Origin of the sequence: Sphingomonas sp. 28-62-11, assembly GCF_002278865.1 — a bacterium.
Lineage (GTDB): Bacteria > Pseudomonadota > Alphaproteobacteria > Sphingomonadales > Sphingomonadaceae > Sphingomonas.
Map to the genome: position 1 here is coordinate 1 of NZ_NCGB01000010.1, position 23,472 is coordinate 23,472.

Below are 23,472 nucleotides of genomic sequence, written 5' to 3' on the forward strand. Positions count from 1 at the left end.
GGCGGTGGTCTGTTCGTTGGGTAGCGGCCCGGCGATCATGATCTGCTCGATCTCGGGCCGGGTCGCCTGCGCCTTTTGCCCGATCACTGAGACATCGACGGGCACCTGCCGCCAACCATAGATCGTATAGCCTTCCTCGATAATCGCGCTTTCGACGATCGTCCGGCACGCTTCCTGCGCGCCGAGATCAGTGCGCGGCAGGAAGATCATCCCCACCGCCAGCCGGTTCGGCATCGGCCGGTGACCGGAAAGCGCCACGGCATCCTCGAAGAACGCGATCGGCAAATCGACATGCAGGCCGGCGCCGTCGCCGGTCTTGCCATCGGCATCAACGGCACCCCGGTGCCACACCGCCTTCAGCGCATCGATCGCTGACTGGACGACGCGGCGATTGGGCTTGCCATCGGTCGCCGCGACCAGGCCGACACCACAGGCGTCCGATTCCATGTCCGGACGGTACATGCCTTCACGCGCGATGCGGGCGCGTTCGTGTTCGGTGGCGCTCATGCGGCTTTCCTCCTGGCGGCGGCCTTCGCCTTCAACCAATGGTGCATCCGTTCGCTCACATCGCGTGCGTCCCGGATCGCCCAGACGACCAGGCTCGCGCCGCGCACAATGTCTCCCGCCGCGAACACGCCATCGAGATTGGTCATCATCGTCTTGCTGTCGGTGCGAATCGTCCCCCAGCGCGTGACGCCCAGATCGGTCGCCCCGAACAGCACCGGCAGGGGCTCCGGATCGAACCCCAAAGCTTTGATCACCAGCGTGGCAGGCAGCAGTGCATCGCTGCCCGGCTCGGGTTCGGGCGAACGGCGGCCACTGGCATCGGGCGCCCCCAACCGCATCCGGCTGACGCGAACGGCGGTCACCGCGTCCTCCGCGTCGAAACCTTGAGGCGAGGCGAGCCAGACGAATTCGACGCCCTCCTCCTCGGCATTGGCAACTTCGCGTTGCGACCCCGGCATGTTCGCCCGATCGCGGCGATACAGGCATTTGACCGAGGTCGCACCCTGGCGGACGGCGGTGCGCACACAGTCCATCGCGGTATCGCCGCCGCCGATCACGACGACATGTTTGCCCGCCGCATTCAGCTGGCCATTATCGAACGCCGGAACATCATCGCCAAAGCCCTTGCGGTTCGACGCGATCAGATAATCGAGCGCCTCGACGATTCCGTCACTGCCGACGCCCGGCGCTTTAATGGCGCGGGCCTTATAAACGCCAGTCGCGATCAGCACGGCATCATGGCGCGCGCGCAGATCGTCCAGGCTGGCATCGCGGCCGACTTCAAAATTCTGTTCGAACACGATCCCGGCGGCGGCGAGCCGATCGATCCGGCGCATCACCACCGGCTTTTCGAGCTTGAAGCCGGGAATGCCATAGGTCAGCAAGCCACCCGCACGATCATGCCGATCGTAGATCGTCACGTCATAGCCGAGCATTCTGAGATACTCCGCTGCGCTCAGCCCGGCTGGCCCCGCGCCAATGATCCCCACCGATTGTCCCCGCGCCGGGCCTGCCACGATCGGTTCGACCCAGCCATTGTCCCACGCGGTATCGGTGATGAACTTCTCGACAGAGCCGATCGTGACTGCGCCATGCCCTGAAAACTCGATCACGCAATTGCCCTCACACAGCCGGTCCTGCGGGCAGATGCGGCCGCAAATCTCGGGCATGGTCGAGGTCGCGCTGCTTAGTTCATAGGCCTCGCGCAGGCGCCCCTCGGCGGTCAGGCGCAGCCAATCGGGGATGTGGTTGTGCAGGGGACAATGCACTGCGCAATAAGGAACGCCGCACTGTGAACACCGCCCAGCCTGCTCTTCTCCCTCGGGTGCAGCATAACGATTGGCGATTTCCTGAAAATCCTCGGCGCGCAATTGCGGCGCGCGCTTGGCCGGATAGGCCTGCTCGGTCCCCACAAATTGCAGCATCGTCTCGCCAGCCATCGAACTTCCCCGGTTATCGCAGGGTCGATTACGTCAGCGCAGCGCGCGAGTCACGCATTTTTGTGACTTTATGTAAGTAGCCATTACCTAATATAGCGTTGAACGCGATGAATTGCTCCAGGTCGGCGATGTGTCGATCCAAAATGTGGCCGTATCGGACTTATTTATTGAGTAACCAGATCAGTGCCGCTGTCCCGGCGATGATCCGGTACCAGGCGAAGGGGCCGAAACCATATTTGCTGACGATCCCGACAAACCATCGCACCACGAGCAGCGCGACGACGAACGCGACGACAAAGCCGATCGCGATGCCGGTGATGCCAATACTGTTGGCGGCGCTCAGTTCGTCATGATGGCGGATCAGTTCCAGCGTCGTCGCGCCCAGCATCGTCGGCACGGCCAGGAAAAAGCTGAATTCGGCTGCTGTCCGCCGATCGACGCTCAGCGAAAGCGCGCCCATGATCGTCGCACCCGATCGGCTAACGCCGGGGATCATCGCGAGGCACTGCATCAGCCCGATGCCGATGGCGGTGCGCACCGGCACTTCGGCGATGCCCACCGTGTCGCCGGGCTTGATCAGGCGTTCAATGATCAGGATGGCGACCCCACCGACGATCAGCGCAATCGCGACCACGATTGGCTGCAGCAGCAAGGCCTCGATTTGCTTCAGAAACAACAGCCCGACCACAACGGCCGGCACAAAGGCGATCAACAGGTTGCGGACGAACCGGATCGATACCGGATTGAGATCGATCAGCCCAAGCATCACCGCCCAGAAAGTGCGCCAATAGAGCACGACCACCGCCAGAATCGATCCCAGCTGAATCACGATGTTGAACAGCTGCCAGCGCTGGTCATCATAGCCGAGAAGTGCGCCCGCCAGTATCAGGTGCCCGGTCGACGATACCGGCAGGAATTCGGTAATCCCCTCGACAATGGCGAGCAGAATAATCGTGAATAGGTCTGACACATGTCCCCCTGCGGCCGCTTCACCCCGGTTGCCCGGGCAAGCGACCTCCGTAGCGCGGATCAGGCGGCGGCGTCGCTCGAAAAACGTCCATGGCGGCGATACCGCACCAGCCAGCCTGGCGCGACGCTCACCAACGGGGTGGGCTCGATGCCAAATGCACTGATCCCCTCCGCCCCGCTACCGACAATATTGTCGGTCTGTAGCATGCGCCACTGATCAAGCGTGATCGGGGCGCCCGGCAGGAACCCCATTGATGCAATCATCGCCCCCACGGAATCGGGAAAATCGATGATCGCGGGGTGCCGATCGATGGCGGTGGCTATCCACCGGACCAGTTCGCCCATCGAGATGATGTCAGGCCCGCCCAGTTCGAAGGTTTTGCCGCCATAGCGCGCCGGATCGGCGATCGCAGCGACGATCGCGCTGGCGACATCGGCGACATAGATTGGCTGGAATCGCGTGGCGCTGCGCAAAACGGGCACAACAGGGGCCGACACGATCAGGCCGGCGAAGCGATTGACGAACTGATCCTCGCGCCCGAACACGATTGAGGGGCGCAGGATGGTTGCCTGCGGGAAAGCCGCACGCACCGCCGCTTCGCCTTCCCCCTTGGTCCGGCCATAGCTGGAGGCGGATGCGGGATCAGCGCCAATCGCGGATATATGCACCAGCGCGCTGGCACCGGCGGCCTTTGCCGCCTCTGCCACATGGCGGGCGCCATCGGCCTGAAATGCCTTGAAATCGCCTTTCAAAATGCCGACCAGATTGACCACGGCATCGCTGCCCTGCAGCGCCCGGGCCAGGGAATCGGGCTTGCGCACATCGACCGCCACGAACTGGGTCTGGCCCAGCCCGCCAAGCGGGCGCAGAAACTCCGCCCCGCGTACGTCGCGCTGCGCAATCCGAACGCGGGCACCCATCCCGAGCAGCGCTTGGGCCGCATAACGCCCCAGAAAGCCGCCGCCGCCGATCAGCGTTACAAGCTTGTCCCTCATCGCCGTTTCGCCCATTGCCACGTCCTTGATCGCCCCATCGGCGTCACCGGCTCCATGCCGGGGGCACGGCCAAACGGCAAGAGTGTCCGAAAGTCCGTATGATGCGATTGACAAGCCCGTCCCCCCTCCCCTAGAGCCCCGCCCCTACCTGATATGTAAGTCTCTGGGGCCCAGATGGCGGAATTGGTAGACGCACCAGCTTCAGGTGCTGGCGCTCGCAAGGGCGTGGAGGTTCGAGTCCTCTTCTGGGCACCATTTCCCCTATAACCATTCCCGCAAAGGGTTTGCCCGCGTCCCGCGTAGTCGGATGATGCAGCCCGGAATCGGGATGGGGATTGGTTTGAACGCAACGACAGCCCGAACAGACGAAGCGCCTTTGGACGATGACGCGCTGATGGCGCGGCTGTCGGCGCGCGATGCTGCGGCCTTTCGGCTGGTGGTCGATCGGCATGCGGCGATGGTGCGCCGGATTGGCTATCGCATGCTGGGCGAGGTGACCGAAGCGGAGGATGTTGCCCAGGAAGCGCTGGCGCGTTTGTGGGAACACGCCGCGCGCTGGCGCCCAGGCGGGCCGGGCATTGGGGCGTGGTTGCACCGGGTATCGGTCAACGCCTGTCTCGATCGGCTGCGCAAGCGTCGGTTTGTTGGCGAAGGCGAGGCGCCCGACCGCGCCGATGATGCGCCGCTCGCCGACACGTTGATTGAACGCGAGCAACATCGAGCCGCCGTGGTTGCCTGTGTGGCTGCCCTGGCCGATCGGCAACGCGCCGCAATCGTGCTGACATATTACGAAGGATTATCGAACATCATGGCCGCCGACGCCCTCGAGATGAACATCAAGGCGTTCGAATCGCTGCTGCACCGGGCGCGCAAGACCCTGCAGGATTCGCTGCGCCGTGCCGGCATTGTCGGCGAAGGAATGTCCGCATGAGCACACCGTCCTTCATCAACAATGGTCGCGGTTTCGACCAGGCAGTGGCACAGGCGCTCGATCTGTTCGATGTCCCGCCGCCTGGTGAAAGTTTTGCCGCACGGATGGCAAGTGTCGCTGGGCCCGGCGCGGCGGCATCGCTTGGTGCGCCTGCCCTCCCGGCATGGCGCGCCGCGCTTCGGCGACATGACGGGCGCATCAATGCGCGCGGCGGCAGTCGTGGTCCCTGGGTGCGGCGATCGGCGGTCGGCCTGATCGCCTTCGGGTTGGCGAGCGCGACGGCGGCAGCGGCGGGCATGTTCGAGGCTGTTCATTTCGAGATACCAGTCATCGCGCGCCTGCTGTCGCCCCAAGCCCCAGTCGCAGCGGAGCGCAAAGCAGCTCGGCGCGAACCCCGTCGGGCGGCGCCGAAGGATTCGGTGGGGGAGGCCAAGCCGACGACCGACATCGTGGCGACTCCTGCGCTGCCGCTCACCCGTGCCGAGCGGCTCGAGCGGTTTCGCGCGTTGCCGCTGCCGGTCCGAGCAGTGGTGACCGAACGCATGGTGACGCGGACCCAGCGGCGGCTGGCCGCGCGGGGCGTTTTTGTTCCCCGCAACGTCGTGCATGCCCAGGTCGCCGCGCGCACGGGCCAGACCGATCTGCCGCAAGGCACCCCCGCCGATCGTCGCGCCCAATGGCGTGCCGCTTTGCTCGCCGCACCGCCCGGCTCGCTGCCGCCCCGGCTTGAGCAACGCCGGGCGCAGCTATTGGCGCAGGCCCCCAATGCGCAGCAGAACCCAGGGGCCGCATTGCCAGGCGCATCGTCTGGCAACGCCCCGGAAGGATCGGCCGCTAGTCTGACGCTGCAGGACGTTCAGGCGTTGCGCGCGTGGCGCGAGATGCGCCGCGAACAGCGGCGTCGCTGGCAGGCGCGGCGGGCCGAGCAAGCACTGGCTGGTATGTCCGCACAAGCAGCGTTACCAAGCATTAATGATAATTCTTCGACACCCGAACCCTGAGCGCGAAGGGTTTTGCCCGAATACACGTTGATCCGAACAAGAAAGCGCTGCCTTTCTTCGTTGAGTGTTCAATCATTCGTGTAGGAGTAAAGCCATGAAATCGACATTGATCTTGCCGACTTTGATCATTTTCGCTGCCAGCGCGGTTAATGCACAGTCAACTAACACGGTAACTGTCGATCGACCTAATTATAGCGGCACGCGTACTACGGTAATCGACCCTGCAACGGGTACGGCCAGCCGAGACGGTACGCTTACGCGCAAAGCCGATGGCGCGGTGGCCACCCGCGAATTTGATCGCACCCGCACCGAAAATGGTGTCACTATTCAGGGCAACTCGGCCAATTTCGCCGGCGAGACCCGCAATCTCGACTATAACCGCACCCGCACCGACACGGGGTCGACTGCCACGGGCACGTTCACCCGCCGTAATGGAGAGGCCGTCACCTATACCGGCAGTACCACGCGCGGCGACGGCAGCTTTACAGCGCAGCAGAATGTTACAGGGGCCAATGGCCAATCGCTCTATGCGCGCACGGCCAACTCGGCCCGTACTGATGCGGGTATAACGCGATCAGTCAACACCACTCGGGCGCCCGGATTTCCGCGGCGTGCTGGCGCCGGCCGTCAGCGCCGCCGCTGAGAATAGAGCAGGGCGTCCATCGCCCCCTCCCGTTGACGTTCCTGCTCGAAAGGGCGCGGCCAGCCCCTCCGGCCGCGCCCTTTTTCTTGGCCCAGCCTACCTATCAATTTGACCAGTAGACATATTCCTGGCCCTTTTTCCACGGCGCGTTCTGCGGCACGTCGATCCGCACCGGCGCATCCACCAAGGCGGGCCAAAGCGGTTTGGGCATTTGTCGATCATGCGCCACCAGGAGCGCTCGCATCGCCTGAACGCGACCGGGATCGGCAGCGGCAAGGTTGCGGTGTTCGGTTGGATCGGCGGCAAGATCATAGAGCCAGGCCTTGTTCGGGCGCTTCGCCACCTGCAGCTTCCAGTTGCCCTGGCGGACTGCCTTGGTCTCACCCGATCGCCAGAACAACAGATCATGCGGTGCTGTGGTCAGGCTTGCTGTGGCGGGGCCAAGCAGGTTGATCGTGTCCATCGCCCGATCGGCGGGAATGGGCAGCCCAGCGGCAGCGGCGGCGGTGGCATAGATATCCAGATGATGCGCCGGCCCCGGCAATTTGGTGCCCGGCGCGATCCGCCCCGGCCAGCGCAGAAAGAAGGGTATCCGCAAGCCGCCTTCGAAAAAAGTCGCCTTATAGCCGCGAAAAGGCGCGTTGCTGTCCTTGATGCCGGTGTACCATGCGCCACCATTGTCGCTGGTGAAGATGACGAGCGTATTGTCGTCGATCCCCTGGTCCTTCAGCGTCTGCAGCACCCGCCCGATGCCGCGATCGAGCTGGCGGACCATCGCGCCATAGACGCGCGATGTGTGATCCTTGATCTGGGGGAGCGCGTCGTAATCCGCCTTGGTCGCCTGCAGCGGCGTGTGCGGCGCGTTATAGGCGAGATACAGGAAGAAGGGCCGGTTGGCATTGGCCTTGATCGCAGCGACGGCATTGTCGGTAAAGTAATCGGTCAGATGACCCTTGGGAGCGAACCGCTGGCCACCATTCCACTGCACCGCATAGGGCAGGTTGGGCCACAGGAACCGATCGATCGGATCCCAGGGCAGCTTGGCGTTGACGACATCCGGCGATTCGGGCGGCATGAACATCCCGCCCCCGGCCAGAAAACCGAGCGATTCGTCAAAACCCTGGCCGTTCGGCTGCAGCGCCTTGGCCTCGCCCAGGTGCCATTTGCCGATCTGCATCGTGTGATAACCGCCCTGCTTCAGCAGATCGGCGATCGTGATTTCGGCCTGGGGCATGCCCATATCGGGGTAATCGATCAGGTCCTTGGTATATTCTTCGTGGAAAATCACCGGCAATGGGCCGTCACGATGCCCGGCTGATACGGCGCGCGCGAACACCACTGGCACGGCGGTGAATTCGAACCCGAACCGGGTCGGGTACCGCCCCGTCATCATCGCCGCGCGCGACGGACTGCATGTGGCATTGGCGGCATAGGCGATGTCGTAGCTGGCGCCCTGCTGCCCAATCGAATCGATGTTCGGGGTCTTGACGATGCCTCCGGCAATGCCACCGCCGAAAAAGCTGATGTCGTTGTGCCCCAAATCGTCAGCGACAATCACAATGATGTTGGGTGGGCGCTTGGCCTTTGCGGCAACGGGCGCTGCGGCTGCGCTCGCCCATTGCACCGAGTGGTTGGGGGCAATCGGATCGCGCCAGCGGGCGATGATGCCGGGGATCGCGTATTTATACTCCTGGAATACCGCATATCCGCCCACGCCGAGCACTGCCAGGATGATTAGTCCGATCCAGACTCGCTTCATCGTCACTCTCCTGCGGGTGCCGCTTCGCCGCGGTTCGAACTATATTGCAAAATGACACTTAAAACGCCAATAGTTTTGTGAACAGGGTGGGGGCGGGTTGATGGCGAACATGGTGGCACGCGGATTTCTGGCATTGGCCGGATTGTTGGCGATCGGCCTTTTTGCGCTGGTCTGGTTTGATCAGCCGCGCTTTGCCGCGCAATTGGGCCCAACAGCGGCAACGCCGCTCGCGGCGGCAACGCTGCGGGCTGACGTTGGTGGCTTTTTTGCAACCTGGGCAATCGGCGCGCTGCTGGCGGCGTGGCGCAACGACAAGCAGATCGCCTTGTTGCCGATGCTATTGCTAGCGCTCGCCTTTGCCGGGCGGCTTTATAGTTATGCGCTGACCGGCGATGCGGCGATCATCCAACCGATGGCGATCGAGGCCGTCTTGGTGGTGCTGATCGGCCTGGCACGCAGCCAGTTGCGCTAGAACTGCACAATCAGGCCGCGATCGGGCGGGACCTGGCCTGCTGCCATCTCGCGATAGGCCGAGGCGACGGCCTCTGCGCCTTCCTGATGCGTGATCGCCACCCGCTCCCCCAGCAACTGGCAGAACGCAATATTCGCGGCGCTGGCACGTCGCATGATCTCGCCACGACCCCATTCGGTATCGCGCTTGGCAATTTGGCCGGGGGCGAAGAAAAAAGCGGGGCGGGGCCCCGGCAGCGCCTGCCCGGCGCGCGCGGCCGACCAATGCGTCGCGCCAACCCCGATACTCGCCTTCAACTGGTCGCCAAAATGGTGGTGGACCGATGCCACGACATCACCATTGCCGGACATATCGACGAATATCGTGGCGACCGCCGGATCGAGCGTGTCGATCGCGTCATAGCCGATCACCTGATCATAATAGCCTAGCCCTTCGGCAAAGCCTATATTGCCGGGCGAGGTCAGCCCGATCACGCTCTGAGCCCCCCGTTCCTTCAGGAAATGCGCCACGCCAAAGGCGGTTTTGGACGATGCGCTGCCCAGGATCACCTGCGCGGCGCCGAACCCGTCATTATCGGCGATGTAATCATCAAGCACATAGGCGGTGGTGAACAGCGGGAAAACGAGGCTGCGCAAATCGGCGATCGTTGCGAGTTCGGTCGGATCGTCGTTGGTGCGGGCATAAAGATTATAGACATAAGGCAATTCCTGGCGATGCAGGGCGCCGTCGGTAAAACCGCCGATTGTCACGCGTTCGGGCCGCATCACCAGATCGGACGCCATCGGCAGGAAGCCCCAAATGGTCGTGCCCACTGGCACCGGATCGGACAATGACTCGGTCACCGTACCGAACCCCCAGATTGGCACGACGCCCCAGCCCTCTTCTGTATCGGGAAAGAAGCGCCAATAGCCGATCTGTCCGCCCGTGAGCGCATAGGTGATATTGTTGGCGGTCAGTGCGAACTGGTTAACCCGAACGCGTACCTCACCATCGGCAAGGGCTTCTTCTGGGCGTTCGACGAGTTTGGCTTCGCCGATCTGGCTTCGGTTGACGAGCAGCTTGGTGGTCATCGCAACATCTCCCTCAAGACGCTCTTTGCCGAAGCGATAGCCAAAGGAAAAGCAGGATCGGCGCAATTAACAATGCGCTGGAATAATGCTCTGGGGGATGGTGTCCCGTGGCAGGGGCCTTGGTTATCCATCCGGTCAAGGTAAGCAACCCGCGTTCAATCAGGCTGACGGCGAGCAGCAACGGGACCAGGGGGCGATAGCGCGCCGCAACCGCGATCATCGTCAGACCATGGGCGATCTGCGTGGCGCCGGCCCAGGCAAATGCACCGATCAGCGCCGATGCATTGCCCCGTAGATCGATCCCGGCAATGGTTCCGGCGCCGCCATCAGGCAAAAAGACATGGATCAGCCCGGGGATCACCCAGCCGATGCCCAGCAGCAACAGAAAATGGGCTGCCCACACATTCCCCCGATAACTGTCATTGGTCGAAGGCGGCAGCAGGCTCACAAGGTGACGGTCGCGAGGTGGGTAAGTGCCGCGCCCAGCGTGCAGACCAGCGCCAGCCAGACGCGTGGACCGACATAAAGGCCGCCCATCGGCGCGGTTGGAAAGGAAAAGGTGGCAAGCGTGCCGGCCAGCTTGTCGGGATGGGCGGCTTCAAAGCGCGGATCGATGATCAGGTTCATCATGTCGCGGCGGCTGCGGTAGCGCATCAGCCCGATAATCGTCCAACCGGGATCGGGCTCCGTCGCCCAGCTATCCATATACCCCCCAATTTTGCGGCGGATCATCGCGGGGTGTCCGCCATTCGCGATCAAGACCGGCGTGAATTGGCGAGCATAACGTTTCAGCAAGTTAACGCCGGGTACCATCTCTCCGGTCTGCGGGTCAGCGACCGGGGTCAGCGTTGCCTTCACGATGTTGAACATCAGGAAATCGCGCCCGTCATCGGCTTCGATGAAACGGCGCACGGCCTCAACCGCCTCGGGCGTGGTGTCGCTGCGTCCGTCGAGCTTTTGAAGATAGGTGGCGATCTCGCCCCGGGTCAGCGGACCGCGCCAATTATCATACCAGAGCCGAAACAGCATATAGAGCGCCAATGCGCTTCCCCAGATGATCCAGCCGTTCATAAGCCCCCCTGATTGCTGGGCAGAACATTGGCATTTACGGTGTCAATAGTCGAGTCAGCTGTCGCGCGCGATCCGAAAACCGATATGCGCGCTGGTCATTTCTGCACCCACGGCGATGCGCGCGGCAGGGCGGTAACGCTGGCAATATTCGGCCGCGCAGAGAAACGACCCACCCTTCAGGATGATGAGGGTGTTGGCCGTTTCCTCAGGCGCGCAACAGCGTCGCTCGAGTGCGGTCGCGTCGCTCGGCGCAGCGGTGGTCGTCCATTCCCAGACATTGCCGATCATGTCGGCAAGGCCATAGCCGTTGCGAGGAAAATGGCCCACTGGCGTTGTCCCGGGCTGCGCCATCCTGGCGTGATACCACGGGAAGCTGCCGGTCCAGAAATTGGCAGGCTGCGTGTCGCCGGGCAGCAAGTCATCCCCCCAGGCATAATCGGCATCGCGCAACCCGCCGCGTGCCGCGGCTTCCCATTCGGCTTCGGTCGGCAGCCGCGCGCTGACCCATTCGGCATAGGCAATCGCATCGGCGAGCGCCAAATGAACAACGGGATGATCCGGCCGGGTGGCGATGGTTGAACCAGGCCCCTCGGGGCGATGCCAGCAGGCGCCTGCAATTGCGTGCCACCAGCGTGACGGTGTGTCGAGGTCGACCGGTCCTGCCGTTGCGATGAACACGGCAGACACGCCGGCCCGTTCCGCCACAGTCACATAGTTCGTCGCTGCTACAAATCGCGCAAAATCATTGTTGGTCACGGGGGCGGCCGCAATCGCAAATGCCGCTATTGTCACCGTCCGGGCAGGTCGCTCCTCCGGATAATGCCGGTCCGATCCCAAGCGGTAAGCGCCGCCTGGGATCCCGACAAAGCCGTCAGTCATCGGTGAACAGCGCGCCGCAACCAGTGCCAGAGAGCGCGTGGTTGACGCGCGCACGCTCACCCGGCGTCAGCGCTTCATATTGCGCGCGCAGGGCCGCAAGGCATTTTGCCTGATAAGGGAAAGGCGCCTGCTCCCATACCCGCCCGTCAATCACGGTACTCACACGGTCGGCCCGGCCCTGGACGGCAAAGGCATTCGCCAGCAGTAACGGCACATAGGTGCGCCCAATCTCGCCGAGCAAACTCGTCACGGTTGTGGGCAGCGCGCGTAGATCGACCCAGCCGGTGGTGTCTTCGCCCGACAGATCCTCGATCACATGGCTCCACGCAATCACGCGCGGGGCCATTGCCGCCGCTTCGGCCATGGGGGTTGGATCGAACAGGGCAAGCTGGGTCAGCTGGCCATACAGGGCAAAATCCCCCGCGCCGGGCTGATTCCCCAACAGGAAGGGATGGTGCGCGAAATGCCGGTCAAGGATTGCCAACAGCCGTTTGTAGCTTGCCTCAATCGTCGTGGCGGTAACGCTGTTCGAGCCGACATAGCCGAGCCGACCGATCTGGCGTGCGGCGAAATTGTCGCCCATCGCCTTCAGCTCCGCATCGGTGAGCGGCTTGCCGAACCAGTTGGGCAAAACGGTGGCCGATTTGGCGATGTCGTCCGCGAACGACCAGCGATAATGGAACATCGCCTTGGTCAGCCATTCATCGCCATAATCCTCGATCAGCGCATCGATCAGCGCGAGCGCGGGATCGGCGGGAATCACGCTTCGCCCCGCATGCTCGCGCTCGAGCCGACGGATGATCGGCGACGAATCGGTCATCGGGGCAAGCGCGCCGGTTTCATCGGGGAAGTAGAAAGTGGGGAGCAACGCCACCTTGGGCGCAGGCAATTTATCGCGCACCTTGCTGGCATGGACGAAGCGATAGGGCAGCCGCCGATAGCGCAGCACCGCCAGCATCTTGCGTGTATAGGGAGAGCCGGGAGAACCCGCGATCAGAATGGGCAGCTTCGGGTCGGTCACGCATGCTCTCCTGGCTGCTCGCGCCAACCGGTCGCGGCTTGCTTGTTCGCCGTCGCCGATGTTATTGGCATTGATAATGCCGAAAGATGAAAGGATCAATCATGGCTGAGTTGGCTGACATTACCGCGATCATGGCAGCAAACGAAGCCTTTGTTCCGGGGCACAGCATCAAGTTCGATTTCGGCAAGGATGGCGTGATCCTGCTGGATGGCGTGGCAGCGGCAGTTTCCAATGATGATGTGCCGGCAGAGACGACGCTGCGGATGAGCCTGGATAACTTCAAGGCGCTCGCCAAGGGCAAGCTGAACCCGGTGATGGCGGTGATGATGGGCAAGATCAAGATCGACGGCGATATGGCGCTGGCGATGCAGCTGCAAGCGGTGACGAGTAAAATCAAGCTCTGAAAGGGCCGGGGGGCATGGCGGATTCGAACGACAGCGCGGGGACCAAAAAGGGCATTGATCGCCGGTCGTTGCTGATCGGCGGCGCGGTGGGCGCCGGCGGCGCGGCGGCGCTCGCGGCGGGCGGTGTGTATGTGAAGGGGCAGTTGACCCCCTATATTGCGCAGGCCCCCGTGGCAGAGGGCGATCCGCCGCAGATCGCGCAATCCTATGCCGATTCGCACCCGGCACGCGGCGGTCCGGTGAAGCCGCCAGCGGGTGCGCCCAACATCGTCGTCATCATCCTTGACGATGTCGGCTTCGCCGATCTCGGCTGTTATGGCAGCGATATCGAAACGACAGCGATCGATGCCATCGCCGCACGCGGGTTGCGTTATGCCAATTTCCGCACCACCGCGATGTGCAGCCCCACCCGCGCGGCGTTCCTGACCGGGCTCAACCACCACAATGCCGGGATGGGTTGGCTTGCCGATATCGACAGTGGTTATCCCGGTTATCGCGGTGACCTGACCCGCGATGCGGCGACCCTGCCCGAAGTGTTGAGCCAGGCTGGATACGGCACCTATTTGTGCGGCAAATGGCATGTGAACCTGTCCGCCAGCAACGGCCCGGCAGGCCCGTTCCACAACTGGCCGACCAATCGCGGGTTCGATCACGCCTATTGGTTTCAGGGCCATTCGACCGACTATTTTCGCCCCGGCGCGATGTTCGACGGGACGACCCTGGTCGATGTGATGGCCCGGCCCGATGCCGATGACTATTATGCCACTGATGATCTGACCGACCACGCGATCGGCTATGTCCGCACCCACCGTGCGCTTACGCCCGATCGTCCGTTCTTCGTGCAGCTCGCTTATTCGGGCGCGCATTCGCCGCTGCACGCCAAACCGGCGCTCCGCGACAAGTATAAGGGCCGGTACGACAAGGGCTGGGATGTGCTGCGCCGCGAACGGCTCGCCAAGCAGCACAAGCTCGGTATCATTTCGCCGACCACGCAATTGCCGCCGCTGTCGAAAGGCGCCGATGCGTGGGACAGCCTCTCGCCCGAGCAGCGCCAAGTTTATGCGCGCTATATGGAAGTCTATGCCGGGGTCATCGCGTCGATCGACGAGAATATCGGGCGGCTGACCGCCGAGCTCGATGCGCTGGGCGTGCGTGATGATACGATGATCGTCCTGTTCTCCGACAATGGTGGCTCGCCCGAAGGCACCCCGGCGGGCACGCCGAACATCTTCGCCTCCGCGCTCGGACGTGCGGTGCCGCTCGCGGATGCCGCGCGGCTGGGGCCGGAAATGGGCGAGGCAAGTACCTTCCCGCATTACCCGATGGGCTGGGCGAATGCCTCGAACACGCCGTTCAGGCTCTACAAGCAGTTCACCAATCTGGGTGGCGTCGCCGATCCGCTGATCGTCAGCTGGCCCAAAGAGATCGCCGCCAAGGGTGAGATCCGCAAGCAGTTCGTCCATGTAATCGATCTGTTCCCGACGCTGCTTGAGGCGGCCAAACTCAAGCGCCCCGAGCTCTATCAGGGCCGCCGCCAAAAGCCGGTCGACGGGGCAAGCTTTGCCGCCACTTTCGCCTCGCCCGCCGCTGCGACCCGACGCGAGCAATATTATGAGCTGGGCGGCTACCGCGCCTATGAAGAGGGCAAATGGCGGCTGGTGACGCTGCACGAACGCGGCAACAGCTTCGATGCCGATGCCTGGGCGCTCTACGACCTGTCGACCGATCCCACCGAGATGACCGATCTCGCGGATCGCCACCCGGATATCGCCGCCTCGCTCAAGGCGAAATGGGACAAAGCGGCGCGCGCTAACAATGTCTATCCGCTCGATGATCGCAACCTGATCGTCAAGATGAGCCAGCAGCGCATGGCCGATATCCGGCCGTTATGGGAATTCCGCCCGCCTGTGCCGTATCTGCCGGTGGAAGCCGCGCCGCTTGTCTGTGGGCTCGATCACAGCATCGAGATCGCGATCGACCGCCCGGCCAACGTGCAGGATGGCGTGCTGCTCGCCCATGGCTCGGCGCCTGCAGGCTATGTGATCTATCTGAAGGGCGGACAGCTTTTCTACGACAGCAGCCTGATCCCCTGGTCCGAACGGATATCGGGTGGGCCGGTGCCGGTTGGCAAGTCCGTCATCCGGTACGTCCAGAAAATGACGGTGCGGCCATTCGAGGGTGGTGGCACCTTGTTCGTCAATGGCAAGCAACGCGCGACGCATAAATTTGAAAAGATCATCGCCGCCCCCAGTTATGATGGCATGTCGATCGGCCGCGATTTCGGTGCACCGGTATCGACGGCCTATCAGGGGGCGAATCCATTTGGGGGCACGATTGATCGGGTGACGATCAAGGTCGATAATCGCCGTCCGACACTCCAGGAAATCCGCAGCTTCATCAAGGCGATGCAGATCAAGATTTAGCGTCGTGCGTCTAAAACCAGCTAAATCGTCATTGCGAGCGCAGCGAAGCAATCTAGTACGCGACGGGATTGCTTCGCTACGCTCGCAATGACGGGGGTGTTGGTCAACGCGACATCGAGTCTAGAATCGCCGCCGCTGCTCGATTGCCGTGCTGCCCGCGGGGAGCAGTATCTCGGTCCCGTCATGGCCGATCACCAGCGGGCCTTTGAAACGGCTGCGGGCGTCGCTCAGAAATGGCCCCTCCAGGATCGAATAGGGTAAAGGCGGCACGATGTGCGTCAGCAACAGCATCTTCACCCCTGCGCGCTGGGCGATGTCGGCGGCCTGGGTGGGCGTGGTGTGATAGGTCGGGATGTCGTGGAAGATCCTGGCGAGCATCGGCCGATCGGCCTTGGTCGCCGCCGCCTGCTGCAGCCCAACCAGCTTGTCCGATAGCGCCTCATGCACCAGCACATCAGCACCCTTGGCCGCGCGCTCGACCGAGGCGGTCGGCTTGGTATCGCCGCTGACGACGATCCGTCGGCCCTTATAGGCAAAGATATAGCCATACGCCGGTTCGACCGGGCTGTGATCCACCCGGAAGGCGAAGACCTGAAGGCCGTCCTTGGCAAACACCAGCCTGGGGTCCCCATTGGCGGGGGTGTCTTGTGGAAAGGCCTGCATGCCGAACGCGGCAGGCTGCATCACCTTGGTGCCATGATGCGCGATCCGGTAGCCGCGATCGAGGCTATAGGCGGCGTTAAACCCGCCGACGACGGTCTCGACGCCGATCGGGCCATAGACCGGCAGCGGCACCGGCGATCCGCTCGTCCCCCAATGCTGCAGCATCAGTGCGCCAAGCGAATCGATGTGATCGGAATGGAAATGGGTGAGGAACACCGCCTCCACACGGCCCGCGCCATAGCCCATCCGCCCAAGGTTCCGCACGCCGCCTTCGCCGATATCGACCAGATAGACATGGCGTCCCGCGGTAATCACCGTGCACGGCCCGGCGCGATCGGGGGATGGCATCGGCGATCCCGCCCCGCATAGCGCGACTCCCAGACCGTCGGGACGCCCGGCAAAGGGATCGGTCGCGAGCACCTGCGCCATCCCGCGCTCGAACAGCGCCAGCGCGATCCGGTCGCGCATCAGATAGGCGCCGCCAGCCAACAGCCCAAGCAGCAGGGCGACAATCCCGATCAAGCGTTTCATGGCGTTATCCGATCGATGGGTGGAAGGTGAAGCGCATTGCGCAGATCGTCCTCGATCCGCCACAGCCGGTCCTGCCCCAACCAGCCGGGCCGATCATCGACCTGGAAAGAGGGCACGCCCCACAGGCCAAGCGCAAACAGATCAGCACGATTGGCCTCGGCGACGTCGCGCCATGACGGATCGGCGAGCGCGGTACGAACCGTGTCTGCATCGATCCCCGCGCGCGCGGCGATGGGAAGCAGACCGGCGTCGGTCGTCATGTCGGTGCCTTCGGCAAAGGCTGCACGCAAAAAGGACCGGGCAAATTCGAGCCCGCGCCCGCGCGCGATCGCATGGTGCAGCACGGCGAGCCCACGCTCGACGCCGAGTCCGACGGGGTCGACGATCTTGCCGAAGGCGATTCCGTTGCGGGCGGCCTCACGCTTGGTGTCGAGCGTGATGTACATCCGTTTCGCCCCCGGCACGGGCAGGCCGCGCATCACCATCGGCAGCACGAATTTCAACCGCAGATCAGCGCCATACGCCTCGGCAAGTGCACCGATCCGTTCAGCGGCAACCATCGTATAGGGCGAGCGGAACGACAGATAAAAATCGAGCCTGGGCTTGGCGATTCCCGCCACACCAACGGGAAGGGAGCGGAGATCAAGGATCGGGCATAATGATGCCTCGCCGGTCGGCTGTTCCGCGCGCAGCCGCGCTTCCAGATAATGCAGCCGGTCTACCCCCCAGTAAAACTCGCCCTCAAAGTGGGTCGTCGATCCAAGATAATGCCCCAGCTTTTGGCGGATGGATGCCCCTTGCGCGACGCGTGCCGCCGTTGCTGCTTCGTCGATCGCGCCATATTTTCTGGCGAGTGCATCCAGCGCTTGGTCAGCGTTATCGGCCAGGCAGGCGCGTGCAACGGCGATCAATACATCGACCGGCTTTTCGCTGGCGAGCGCAGCCGCGGCGATCGCTTGCGCGCGGGTGATCTGCGCAGGCGTCGGGTGTCCGCTGCCGATCGGTTCCAGCCCCAGCGTCTGCGCCAGCATGCGCGCATCACGCCTGCCATAGTCCGCCAGCCGGTCGATCTCAGGTGCGGCCGCAGCATCGGGGGCGGGAACAAGATGGAGTCGAAGCGTCAGCCGGAGGCGCTCGGCCAACGCGGCGAGAAAGGGCAGCGATACGGAGCCATAAGGGTCATCGACCTGGAAGAAGAAATCGGCCACCATCGTTCCGTTTCCCATTCGGCGTACTAGCCGGTGTCGCGCACGCCGCACATTACGCAGGCCATCGCTGGTCAAACCGGCAGTCACCAGGCGGCGGAGGGCGCTCATGGCGCAGCTATACGTTATAGCATGGCTAACGCCAGAAGAAGTTATCATTGCTTGATCGCTAAGTGCGTTGCGCTAACCCACTTCCATCAATCCATTGGCGCGTTTTATGCCAATAGAAGAACATTGCCCCCTTGCTGGACGGTAGGGTGCGGAGTGTTTATGCGAGGGGGATAACAGTCATGAAAACATCATCAATTTCCTCCCGCGCCCGCCCACAGCCCGTTCTCGGTCAGGCGACCGATGGTCGCCATCTACGCAGCCGCACGACCCGCGCCAAGATCGTCGAAGCGCTGTTGACGCTGGTGCGTGACGGTGAAGTGGCGCCCGGCGCGGCTCAGGTGGCCGAAATGGCCGGGGTCGGATTACGCACGGTGTTTCGGCACTTCGACGAGATGGAGTCGCTTTATCGCGAAATGGCCGAGGTGATCGAAGCGCAGGTCATGCCAATCATGCTCAAGCCATTCGAAGCGCGGCTGTGGCGGGATCGGGTGCGCGAAATGGCGGATCGCCGGATCGGCATTTATGAAACGATCATGCCGTACCGCATTTCATCGAGCATCAAGCGGTTCCAGTCGGACTTCCTGATGCAGGGCTATCACAAGCAACTCCAGCTCGAACGCACCTCGCTGCACGCCATCCTGCCGGAGGCGGTGATTGCCGATGCGCCAGCCGCCAGCGCGATCGAGGTCACGATCAGTTTCCAGTGCTGGCGTCGCCTGCGGCACGATCAGGGCCTGGTGATCGAGGATGCCCGTGCCGTTATCCACCGGCTGCTCGAAGCGGTGCTGGCCAGCATCACCGATTAGCAAAATATCCGGGCCACGCGCCGCATCGAGCACCAATAGACATCGTTATTCCACCCTACCGATGGAAACACCACGCCCTGCGTGATGCCGCCAATCCGGACGCGGCCTGTTTCGGCACCCGTTTCGATATTGAGGAACACCACTTCTTCGCCGCCACGGCGATAATCATTGGTGATCATCTGGCCTGATCGGGGGAGCAGGATCATGTGGCTCGCACAGCCAATCCCGGTTTTGCGCCACCGTTCGGTTAGCGCGCGCGTTGCCGGATCAAAGCTCCAGGCCCGCATGACGCGATTGGCTGAATCGAAACCGATCACGATGCCCCGATCGGAATCGATGAGCGGCGGGTTGGTGATGCTGCCCCCATCGACACCGCTGATGGCCATTGCATCATGATCCTGCGCGTCATCAAGCGCGACCCGGATCAGTCGATTGGGGGTCTGCACCACGCCCCGCCCGATCATGCTGGTCTGATAACGGTGCCGACCATTGTCCATGAACCAGGCTTGGCCAAGCGCCAGCACGACATCCCAGCCATAGCTTTGTGTCGTTGAGCCAACATAGTCGTGGCACCAGTCCTCATCGCGAACCAGCGTACCGCGCGCCCAGTGATAGCGGAAGATGGAGCGCACCCCAACGAGGTACACCGTTGAGCCAACCGCACTCAGCCGGGCAATGGACGGTTCGGGGCAATCGATCGTGGAAATGATCGACAAGGTATCAGGATCGATCACCAGCAACCGCGCGGGCACGCTGTCAGACAGGTTTTTGGTGACGATCAAGCCATTGTCGAGAATGACGAAGCTGTTGTGTGCAAGGTTCAAAGGCAGGCGCAGCGACGCTTTGAGCCTGCATTGCCGATCGAGACGGTGTGCGTATCGGCCATAAACGACATATAGGTCGCCATTGGCGTGGATCGCCATGCCACCTGGCCACATCGGCCCGCCTGGCAGTTGCGGCGATCGCGCAAGCGGTGCCAGCGTTTCCGGGTCGATTCGTTCAACCCGCGCGCTGGTCGGCAGCTTCAGATGCGAACGCAGCACCGAATGCGTCAGCAGAAACACCTCGCCCGGCGCGCCCAGCACGGTCATTGTCGACATCAGCGTTCGCCGCGTTGTGGCGCGCAACCGATCGCCGATCCTCATTTCAGGGCCATGGCGCGCAACTTGCCGGCGATCGGGGGAACCGTCCTCGCCCGGCCAGGGGCTATCGAGATATGCGCTCAATGTCCCGCGCCCGGTCGTGTCGTCAGATCGTCAGATCAGCAGCATCAGGATCGGCAGCACGGTGCCCGCCGCGAGCATGATCTGCGACGTCCGCCGGGTCAGTCGATTGGTCAGCGCGATGGAGATGCCAAGCCCGGTCGATATCATCAGCCCGATCGACATGAATCCGACGAAAACCTTGAGCGGCCAGGGCGAATGGGTCGATGCCTTTGCGGGGACTGCTGCGGTTGGGGCAGCTTTGCTCTCGCTCGCGCCGGTGGAGGCGGCGGGTGGTCTTGGCTTACGTGGTTTGGGAAAATCCTGCTTCTTGTGAATGGCCGCAATCGTCGCGATCCATTTGGGCGGTGCGATTCCATTTTCGGTTTCGTGAAAATCGAAGGTCTGCAGGGCGCCGCTGAACGCGAAGAACAGGATCGCCGGCGCAAAAAACATCCCGCACCACAAGTGAAACTGGCGTATGCGGCGCAACGTGCGGGGGTGCATCGGCTTGCCTTTCGGGCGGGGATCGATGGTTAACGATACCCCCAAGACGAACGCCGCACCACCGGCCTTATCGGCCGAATGCGCTTTTTCGGTACAACATCGTGATGGATACCCGACGATTGCGCGGATCGGCCGGGTCCTCCTTGATCATCGGTTCACGGTCGGCAACACCCTCGATCCGCTCGAACCGGCTATCGGGCAATCCATCCTGAGCCAACCGACGCCGGGTCGCCTCGGCGCGGCTGCTCGACAGCAGCCAGTTGTTGATTCCGGCCGCATTTTTGAAGCCAAGGCTGTCGGTATGGCCGCGAATCATGATCGCGTTATCGAGTGTCTTCACCGATTGGGCGATCAACCCGATCAGTTTGTCGGCTTCGGGTTCGAGTGCGGTCGTGCCCAGGCCGAACATCGAATAATCGGCGTTATCGACCAGATCGATCCGCATGCCCTCAAGTGTCCGAACAAACCGCACATGCGTGGCCAGCTTCTGCATTTTGGGGCTGGCGGTCATCTGTTTGGACACCCGCTCTTTGATGCGATCGAAATTCTTGCGATCCTGAATTTCGAACTCGCGGTTACGCAGCGATCCCTTGTCGCCTGTGCCGATCCGCGGGCCGCCCGCATCGGACATTTGCGGCTGGACAAGACTGAGGGTGCTCGAGGTGCCGGCGTCCTTGCCGACGCGTGAGGAGCTGCTCACGACATCGCCGCCAAACAGGCCACTGCCGCCAATACCTTCTGACCGCGAATCGAGAATCGTCGGCGCAAAATAATCGGCAATGCCCTTGCGCTGCTTTTCCGTTGTCGCGCCCAGCAGCCACATCAGGAGGAAGAACGCCATCATCGCCGTCACGAAATCGGCATAGGCGACTTTCCAGGCGCCGCCGTGATGGCCGCCATGCCCCTCGATATAGATTTTCTTGACGATGACGCGGGGCGGCTGGTTTGCCCCGTGCGGCGCACGCGCAGCCATTACCGGCCCCGCAACCCATCAAACACCTCGGCAAAGCCGGGCTGATTGTCATGCGCGATGCCCGAGCGTGCGGCTTCGATCACCAGCGGCTGCGGGTGACCGTGGAGCGAGGCAATGATGATCTGCTTGACGGTGTGATAAATCGCGGCGTCGGCATCGATGATCTGCTGCAACCGGCCCGCCAGTGGCGCGACCAGGCCGTATGCCAGCAACACGCCCATGAAGGTGCCGACCAGCGCCGAGCCGATCATGGCGCCCAGAATCGCGGGTGGCTTGTCGATCGAGCCCATCGTTTTCACCACGCCGAGCACGGCCGCGACGATACCGAGCGCGGGCAGCGCGTCGGCAAGCCCCTGCAGGGTGGTTTGTGGCCCTTGGACTTCGTGGTGGTGGGTCTTGATCGTGTTATCCATCACCTCTTCGACCGCGTGCACATCGAGCGTGCCCGAGGACACGACGACAAGGCGGAGCGTATCGGCGATCAGCGCGATCAAGGTGTGATCGGCGAGCAGCCGGGGATATTCGCTGAAGATCGCGCTCGACGACGGGTCTTCGACATGCGGTTCGAGCGCGATCGGCCCTTCGGTCCGCAGCATCTTCATCAGCTTCGAGACGAGGAAGATGGTATCGAGATAATCCTGCTTTTTGTAGCGCGGACCCTTGAACACTTTCATCAGCCCGGTGCCGATTGCCTTCAGCTCCTTCATCGAATTGCCGATGATGAGCGCGCCGATCGCGGCACCGCCGATGATGAGCATTTCATGCGGAATGGCTTCCATCACGGGTTCGAGCGCACCGCCGGTGAGCGCGAAGCCGCCAAATACCATCACGATCAGGACGACAAAGCCGATAATCGGAAACATGAACTCAGCCGCCTCCCGACGTTGATGCCGCCCGACGATATGGTGGGTGGCGATGAAACCCCTTATTCACCCAATTTCGTCGCCAATCCGTTAACCAAACCGCGAAATCAGCGCAGATAATCGAAAAGGGAGAGCGAGCTGAGGCGGCCGAGGCTGGCTTGCGTGGCCTGAAGGATCGTCGTGGTCTTCTGCAGCTCGATAATTGCGGTCGTCAGATCGGTATCCTCGATGCCCGATCGTTCGGCCTCACGGGTGAGCGCCGTTGATTCGAGCCGTGCGGTTTCAAGGTCGAGCCGCGCGCCGCGCGCACCGATCGAGCCGCGAGCGCTGCTCACCTGATCGAGCGACGCCGTGACGCCGGTCAGCGCCTGGCCCGCAACGGCCGAAACGCTGCCGCCGGCCTCCAACGCATCAGCAAAGCTGCTGAGTACGGCGAAAATATCGCCAGCGCCGGCGCCAGCGGGCAGGTTGCCGAAAATGCGTTCCGCCGATTCGCTCGGCTGTACGTTAGTGCCGTCGCCGACGGGAATCGCGACCGGATTGCCGGTGCCGGTAAAGCTGACAACGCCCGCGACATCGCGCGTCACGGCGCTGTCGCCGGTAGCAGCGCCGAACAATGGTCCGCCGCGTGCATCCTTGCTGTTGGCAAGGGATACGAGGTCGTCGACGATACCGCGCAGCTGCGCGGCGATGACCGCGCGATTGCCGTCAGACAGCGTCCCGCTGCTCGCCTGGATCGCGAGTTCCTGCGCCTTTTGCAGTTGGCTCGACACCGATTCCAGCGCGCCATCGGCTTGATTCAGGACCGTCTGGGCGAGATCGATGTTCTTGCCCCAAGCGACATCATCGGCGCTTGTGCGCGCGATCACTTGCAGCCGCCGATAGCCGATCGCGTCATCGGACGGAGCGGTGAGCTTTGCCCCCGACGAAATCTGCTCCTGCAGCGTCTGATTGCGGCCATTAAGGCTCGCCAGCGATGCTGCCGATCGATCGAAGAACAAATTGGTGCTGGTAATCGTCATGATC

Annotated in this window: 23 protein-coding genes, 1 tRNA gene and 1 pseudogene; 8 read left to right on the forward strand and 17 right to left on the reverse strand. The window is 62.8% G+C overall.

Annotated elements, in window-relative coordinates:
- The 4 genes and pseudogenes from B7Y49_RS04405 to B7Y49_RS04420 all read right to left on the reverse strand — a co-directional run.
- Positions 1-507 (reverse strand): annotated as a pseudogene (locus B7Y49_RS04405) (glutamate synthase large subunit); the annotation flags it as partial.
- Positions 504-1,946, reverse strand: a complete 1,443-nt coding sequence (locus B7Y49_RS04410) for an NAD(P)-dependent oxidoreductase (RefSeq protein ID WP_374126360.1) — start codon at positions 1,944-1,946, stop codon at positions 504-506. The gene B7Y49_RS04410 and the pseudogene B7Y49_RS04405, both read right to left, overlap by 4 nt.
- Before the next feature lie 160 nt (positions 1,947-2,106).
- Complete coding sequence (locus B7Y49_RS04415; protein ID WP_374126361.1) at positions 2,107-2,916, reverse strand: undecaprenyl-diphosphate phosphatase; 810 nt, start codon at positions 2,914-2,916, stop codon at positions 2,107-2,109.
- 59 nt (positions 2,917-2,975) lie between these two features.
- A complete protein-coding gene (locus B7Y49_RS04420; protein WP_374126362.1) occupies positions 2,976-3,911 on the reverse strand; it encodes a complex I NDUFA9 subunit family protein in 936 nt (311 codons plus the stop codon).
- Between the two features lie 168 nt (positions 3,912-4,079).
- On the opposite strand from B7Y49_RS04420, the gene B7Y49_RS04425 reads away from it, so the two are divergent.
- The 4 genes from B7Y49_RS04425 to B7Y49_RS04440 all read left to right on the forward strand — a co-directional run bounded on the left by B7Y49_RS04425 (position 4,080) and on the right by B7Y49_RS04440 (position 6,486).
- Positions 4,080-4,166 (forward strand) — tRNA-Leu (locus tag B7Y49_RS04425).
- A gap of 121 nt (positions 4,167-4,287) precedes the next feature.
- Positions 4,288-4,842 carry a sigma-70 family RNA polymerase sigma factor gene (locus tag B7Y49_RS04430; RefSeq protein ID WP_374126363.1) on the forward strand — a complete coding sequence of 185 codons (555 nt, stop codon included), beginning with the start codon at positions 4,288-4,290 and terminating at the stop codon, positions 4,840-4,842.
- Entirely contained in the window at positions 4,839-5,843 is a 1,005-nt protein-coding gene (locus tag B7Y49_RS04435) for a hypothetical protein (RefSeq protein ID WP_374126364.1), read from the forward strand. Before B7Y49_RS04430 ends, B7Y49_RS04435 begins: the two co-directional genes overlap by 4 nt.
- A 94-nt stretch (positions 5,844-5,937) precedes the next feature.
- Positions 5,938-6,486 (forward strand): hypothetical protein, encoded by a 549-nt coding sequence (locus B7Y49_RS04440; protein WP_374126365.1) that lies wholly within the window; start codon positions 5,938-5,940, stop codon positions 6,484-6,486.
- A gap of 103 nt (positions 6,487-6,589) precedes the next feature.
- Here B7Y49_RS04440 and B7Y49_RS04445 read toward each other — a convergent pair whose 3' ends face one another.
- Positions 6,590-8,245, reverse strand: coding sequence for a sulfatase-like hydrolase/transferase (locus tag B7Y49_RS04445; protein WP_374126366.1), 1,656 nt, complete (start codon positions 8,243-8,245; stop codon positions 6,590-6,592).
- A gap of 100 nt (positions 8,246-8,345) precedes the next feature.
- On the opposite strand from B7Y49_RS04445, the gene B7Y49_RS04450 reads away from it, so the two are divergent.
- On the forward strand, positions 8,346-8,717 hold the full coding sequence (locus B7Y49_RS04450; RefSeq protein ID WP_374126367.1) for a hypothetical protein: 372 nt from the start codon (positions 8,346-8,348) through the stop codon (positions 8,715-8,717).
- On the opposite strand, the gene B7Y49_RS04455 is transcribed toward B7Y49_RS04450, so the two are convergent.
- The 5 genes from B7Y49_RS04455 to B7Y49_RS04475 are packed head-to-tail and all read right to left on the reverse strand — an operon-like array spanning position 8,714 to position 12,758.
- A complete protein-coding gene (locus B7Y49_RS04455; RefSeq protein ID WP_374126368.1) occupies positions 8,714-9,787 on the reverse strand; it encodes a DUF2855 family protein in 1,074 nt (357 codons plus the stop codon). The two genes, B7Y49_RS04450 and B7Y49_RS04455, sit on opposite strands and share 4 nt — an antisense overlap.
- 13 nt (positions 9,788-9,800) lie before the next feature.
- Positions 9,801-10,235 carry a hypothetical protein gene (locus B7Y49_RS04460; RefSeq protein WP_374126369.1) on the reverse strand — a complete coding sequence of 145 codons (435 nt, stop codon included), beginning with the start codon at positions 10,233-10,235 and terminating at the stop codon, positions 9,801-9,803.
- Positions 10,232-10,858: a hypothetical protein gene (locus B7Y49_RS04465; RefSeq protein WP_374126370.1), complete on the reverse strand. Its 627-nt coding sequence runs from the start codon at positions 10,856-10,858 to the stop codon at positions 10,232-10,234. Before B7Y49_RS04465 ends, B7Y49_RS04460 begins: the two co-directional genes overlap by 4 nt.
- A 54-nt stretch (positions 10,859-10,912) precedes the next feature.
- Positions 10,913-11,737 carry a formylglycine-generating enzyme family protein gene (locus tag B7Y49_RS04470; protein ID WP_374126371.1) on the reverse strand — a complete coding sequence of 275 codons (825 nt, stop codon included), beginning with the start codon at positions 11,735-11,737 and terminating at the stop codon, positions 10,913-10,915.
- Positions 11,730-12,758: a glutathione S-transferase N-terminal domain-containing protein gene (locus tag B7Y49_RS04475; RefSeq protein WP_374126372.1), complete on the reverse strand. Its 1,029-nt coding sequence runs from the start codon at positions 12,756-12,758 to the stop codon at positions 11,730-11,732. Before B7Y49_RS04475 ends, B7Y49_RS04470 begins: the two co-directional genes overlap by 8 nt.
- A gap of 101 nt (positions 12,759-12,859) precedes the next feature.
- Between B7Y49_RS04475 and B7Y49_RS04480 the strand changes: the two genes are divergently transcribed.
- Positions 12,860-13,162 carry an SCP2 sterol-binding domain-containing protein gene (locus B7Y49_RS04480; RefSeq protein ID WP_374126373.1) on the forward strand — a complete coding sequence of 101 codons (303 nt, stop codon included), beginning with the start codon at positions 12,860-12,862 and terminating at the stop codon, positions 13,160-13,162.
- A 14-nt stretch (positions 13,163-13,176) separates the two neighbouring features.
- Complete coding sequence (locus tag B7Y49_RS04485; RefSeq protein WP_374126374.1) at positions 13,177-15,585, forward strand: arylsulfatase; 2,409 nt, start codon at positions 13,177-13,179, stop codon at positions 15,583-15,585.
- 120 nt (positions 15,586-15,705) lie between these two features.
- Here the strand turns inward: B7Y49_RS04485 and B7Y49_RS04490 are convergent, their stop codons facing one another.
- Positions 15,706-16,779, reverse strand: a complete 1,074-nt coding sequence (locus B7Y49_RS04490) for an MBL fold metallo-hydrolase (RefSeq protein WP_374126375.1) — start codon at positions 16,777-16,779, stop codon at positions 15,706-15,708.
- Complete coding sequence (locus B7Y49_RS04495) at positions 16,776-18,095, reverse strand: 2-hydroxychromene-2-carboxylate isomerase (RefSeq protein ID WP_374126376.1); 1,320 nt, start codon at positions 18,093-18,095, stop codon at positions 16,776-16,778. Before B7Y49_RS04495 ends, B7Y49_RS04490 begins: the two co-directional genes overlap by 4 nt.
- A gap of 179 nt (positions 18,096-18,274) precedes the next feature.
- Between B7Y49_RS04495 and B7Y49_RS04500 the strand changes: the two genes are divergently transcribed.
- Positions 18,275-18,901: a TetR/AcrR family transcriptional regulator gene (locus B7Y49_RS04500; RefSeq protein ID WP_374126377.1), complete on the forward strand. Its 627-nt coding sequence runs from the start codon at positions 18,275-18,277 to the stop codon at positions 18,899-18,901.
- Here the strand turns inward: B7Y49_RS04500 and B7Y49_RS04505 are convergent.
- The 5 genes from B7Y49_RS04505 to B7Y49_RS04525 form a co-directional block, all read right to left on the reverse strand.
- Complete coding sequence (locus B7Y49_RS04505; protein WP_374126378.1) at positions 18,898-20,127, reverse strand: hypothetical protein; 1,230 nt, start codon at positions 20,125-20,127, stop codon at positions 18,898-18,900. The genes B7Y49_RS04500 and B7Y49_RS04505 overlap by 4 nt on opposite strands.
- 30 nt (positions 20,128-20,157) lie before the next feature.
- Positions 20,158-20,559 (reverse strand): hypothetical protein, encoded by a 402-nt coding sequence (locus B7Y49_RS04510; RefSeq protein ID WP_374126379.1) that lies wholly within the window; start codon positions 20,557-20,559, stop codon positions 20,158-20,160.
- Positions 20,560-20,677: 118 nt separating this feature from the next.
- On the reverse strand, positions 20,678-21,583 hold the full coding sequence (locus B7Y49_RS04515) for a flagellar motor protein MotB (RefSeq protein WP_374126380.1): 906 nt from the start codon (positions 21,581-21,583) through the stop codon (positions 20,678-20,680).
- Positions 21,583-22,446, reverse strand: a complete 864-nt coding sequence (motA, locus tag B7Y49_RS04520; protein WP_374126381.1) for a flagellar motor stator protein MotA — start codon at positions 22,444-22,446, stop codon at positions 21,583-21,585. The genes B7Y49_RS04515 and motA overlap by 1 nt, the downstream gene beginning before the upstream one ends.
- Before the next feature lie 107 nt (positions 22,447-22,553).
- A complete protein-coding gene (locus tag B7Y49_RS04525; protein ID WP_374126382.1) occupies positions 22,554-23,468 on the reverse strand; it encodes a flagellin in 915 nt (304 codons plus the stop codon).
- Positions 23,469-23,472: the final 4 nt, after the last annotated feature.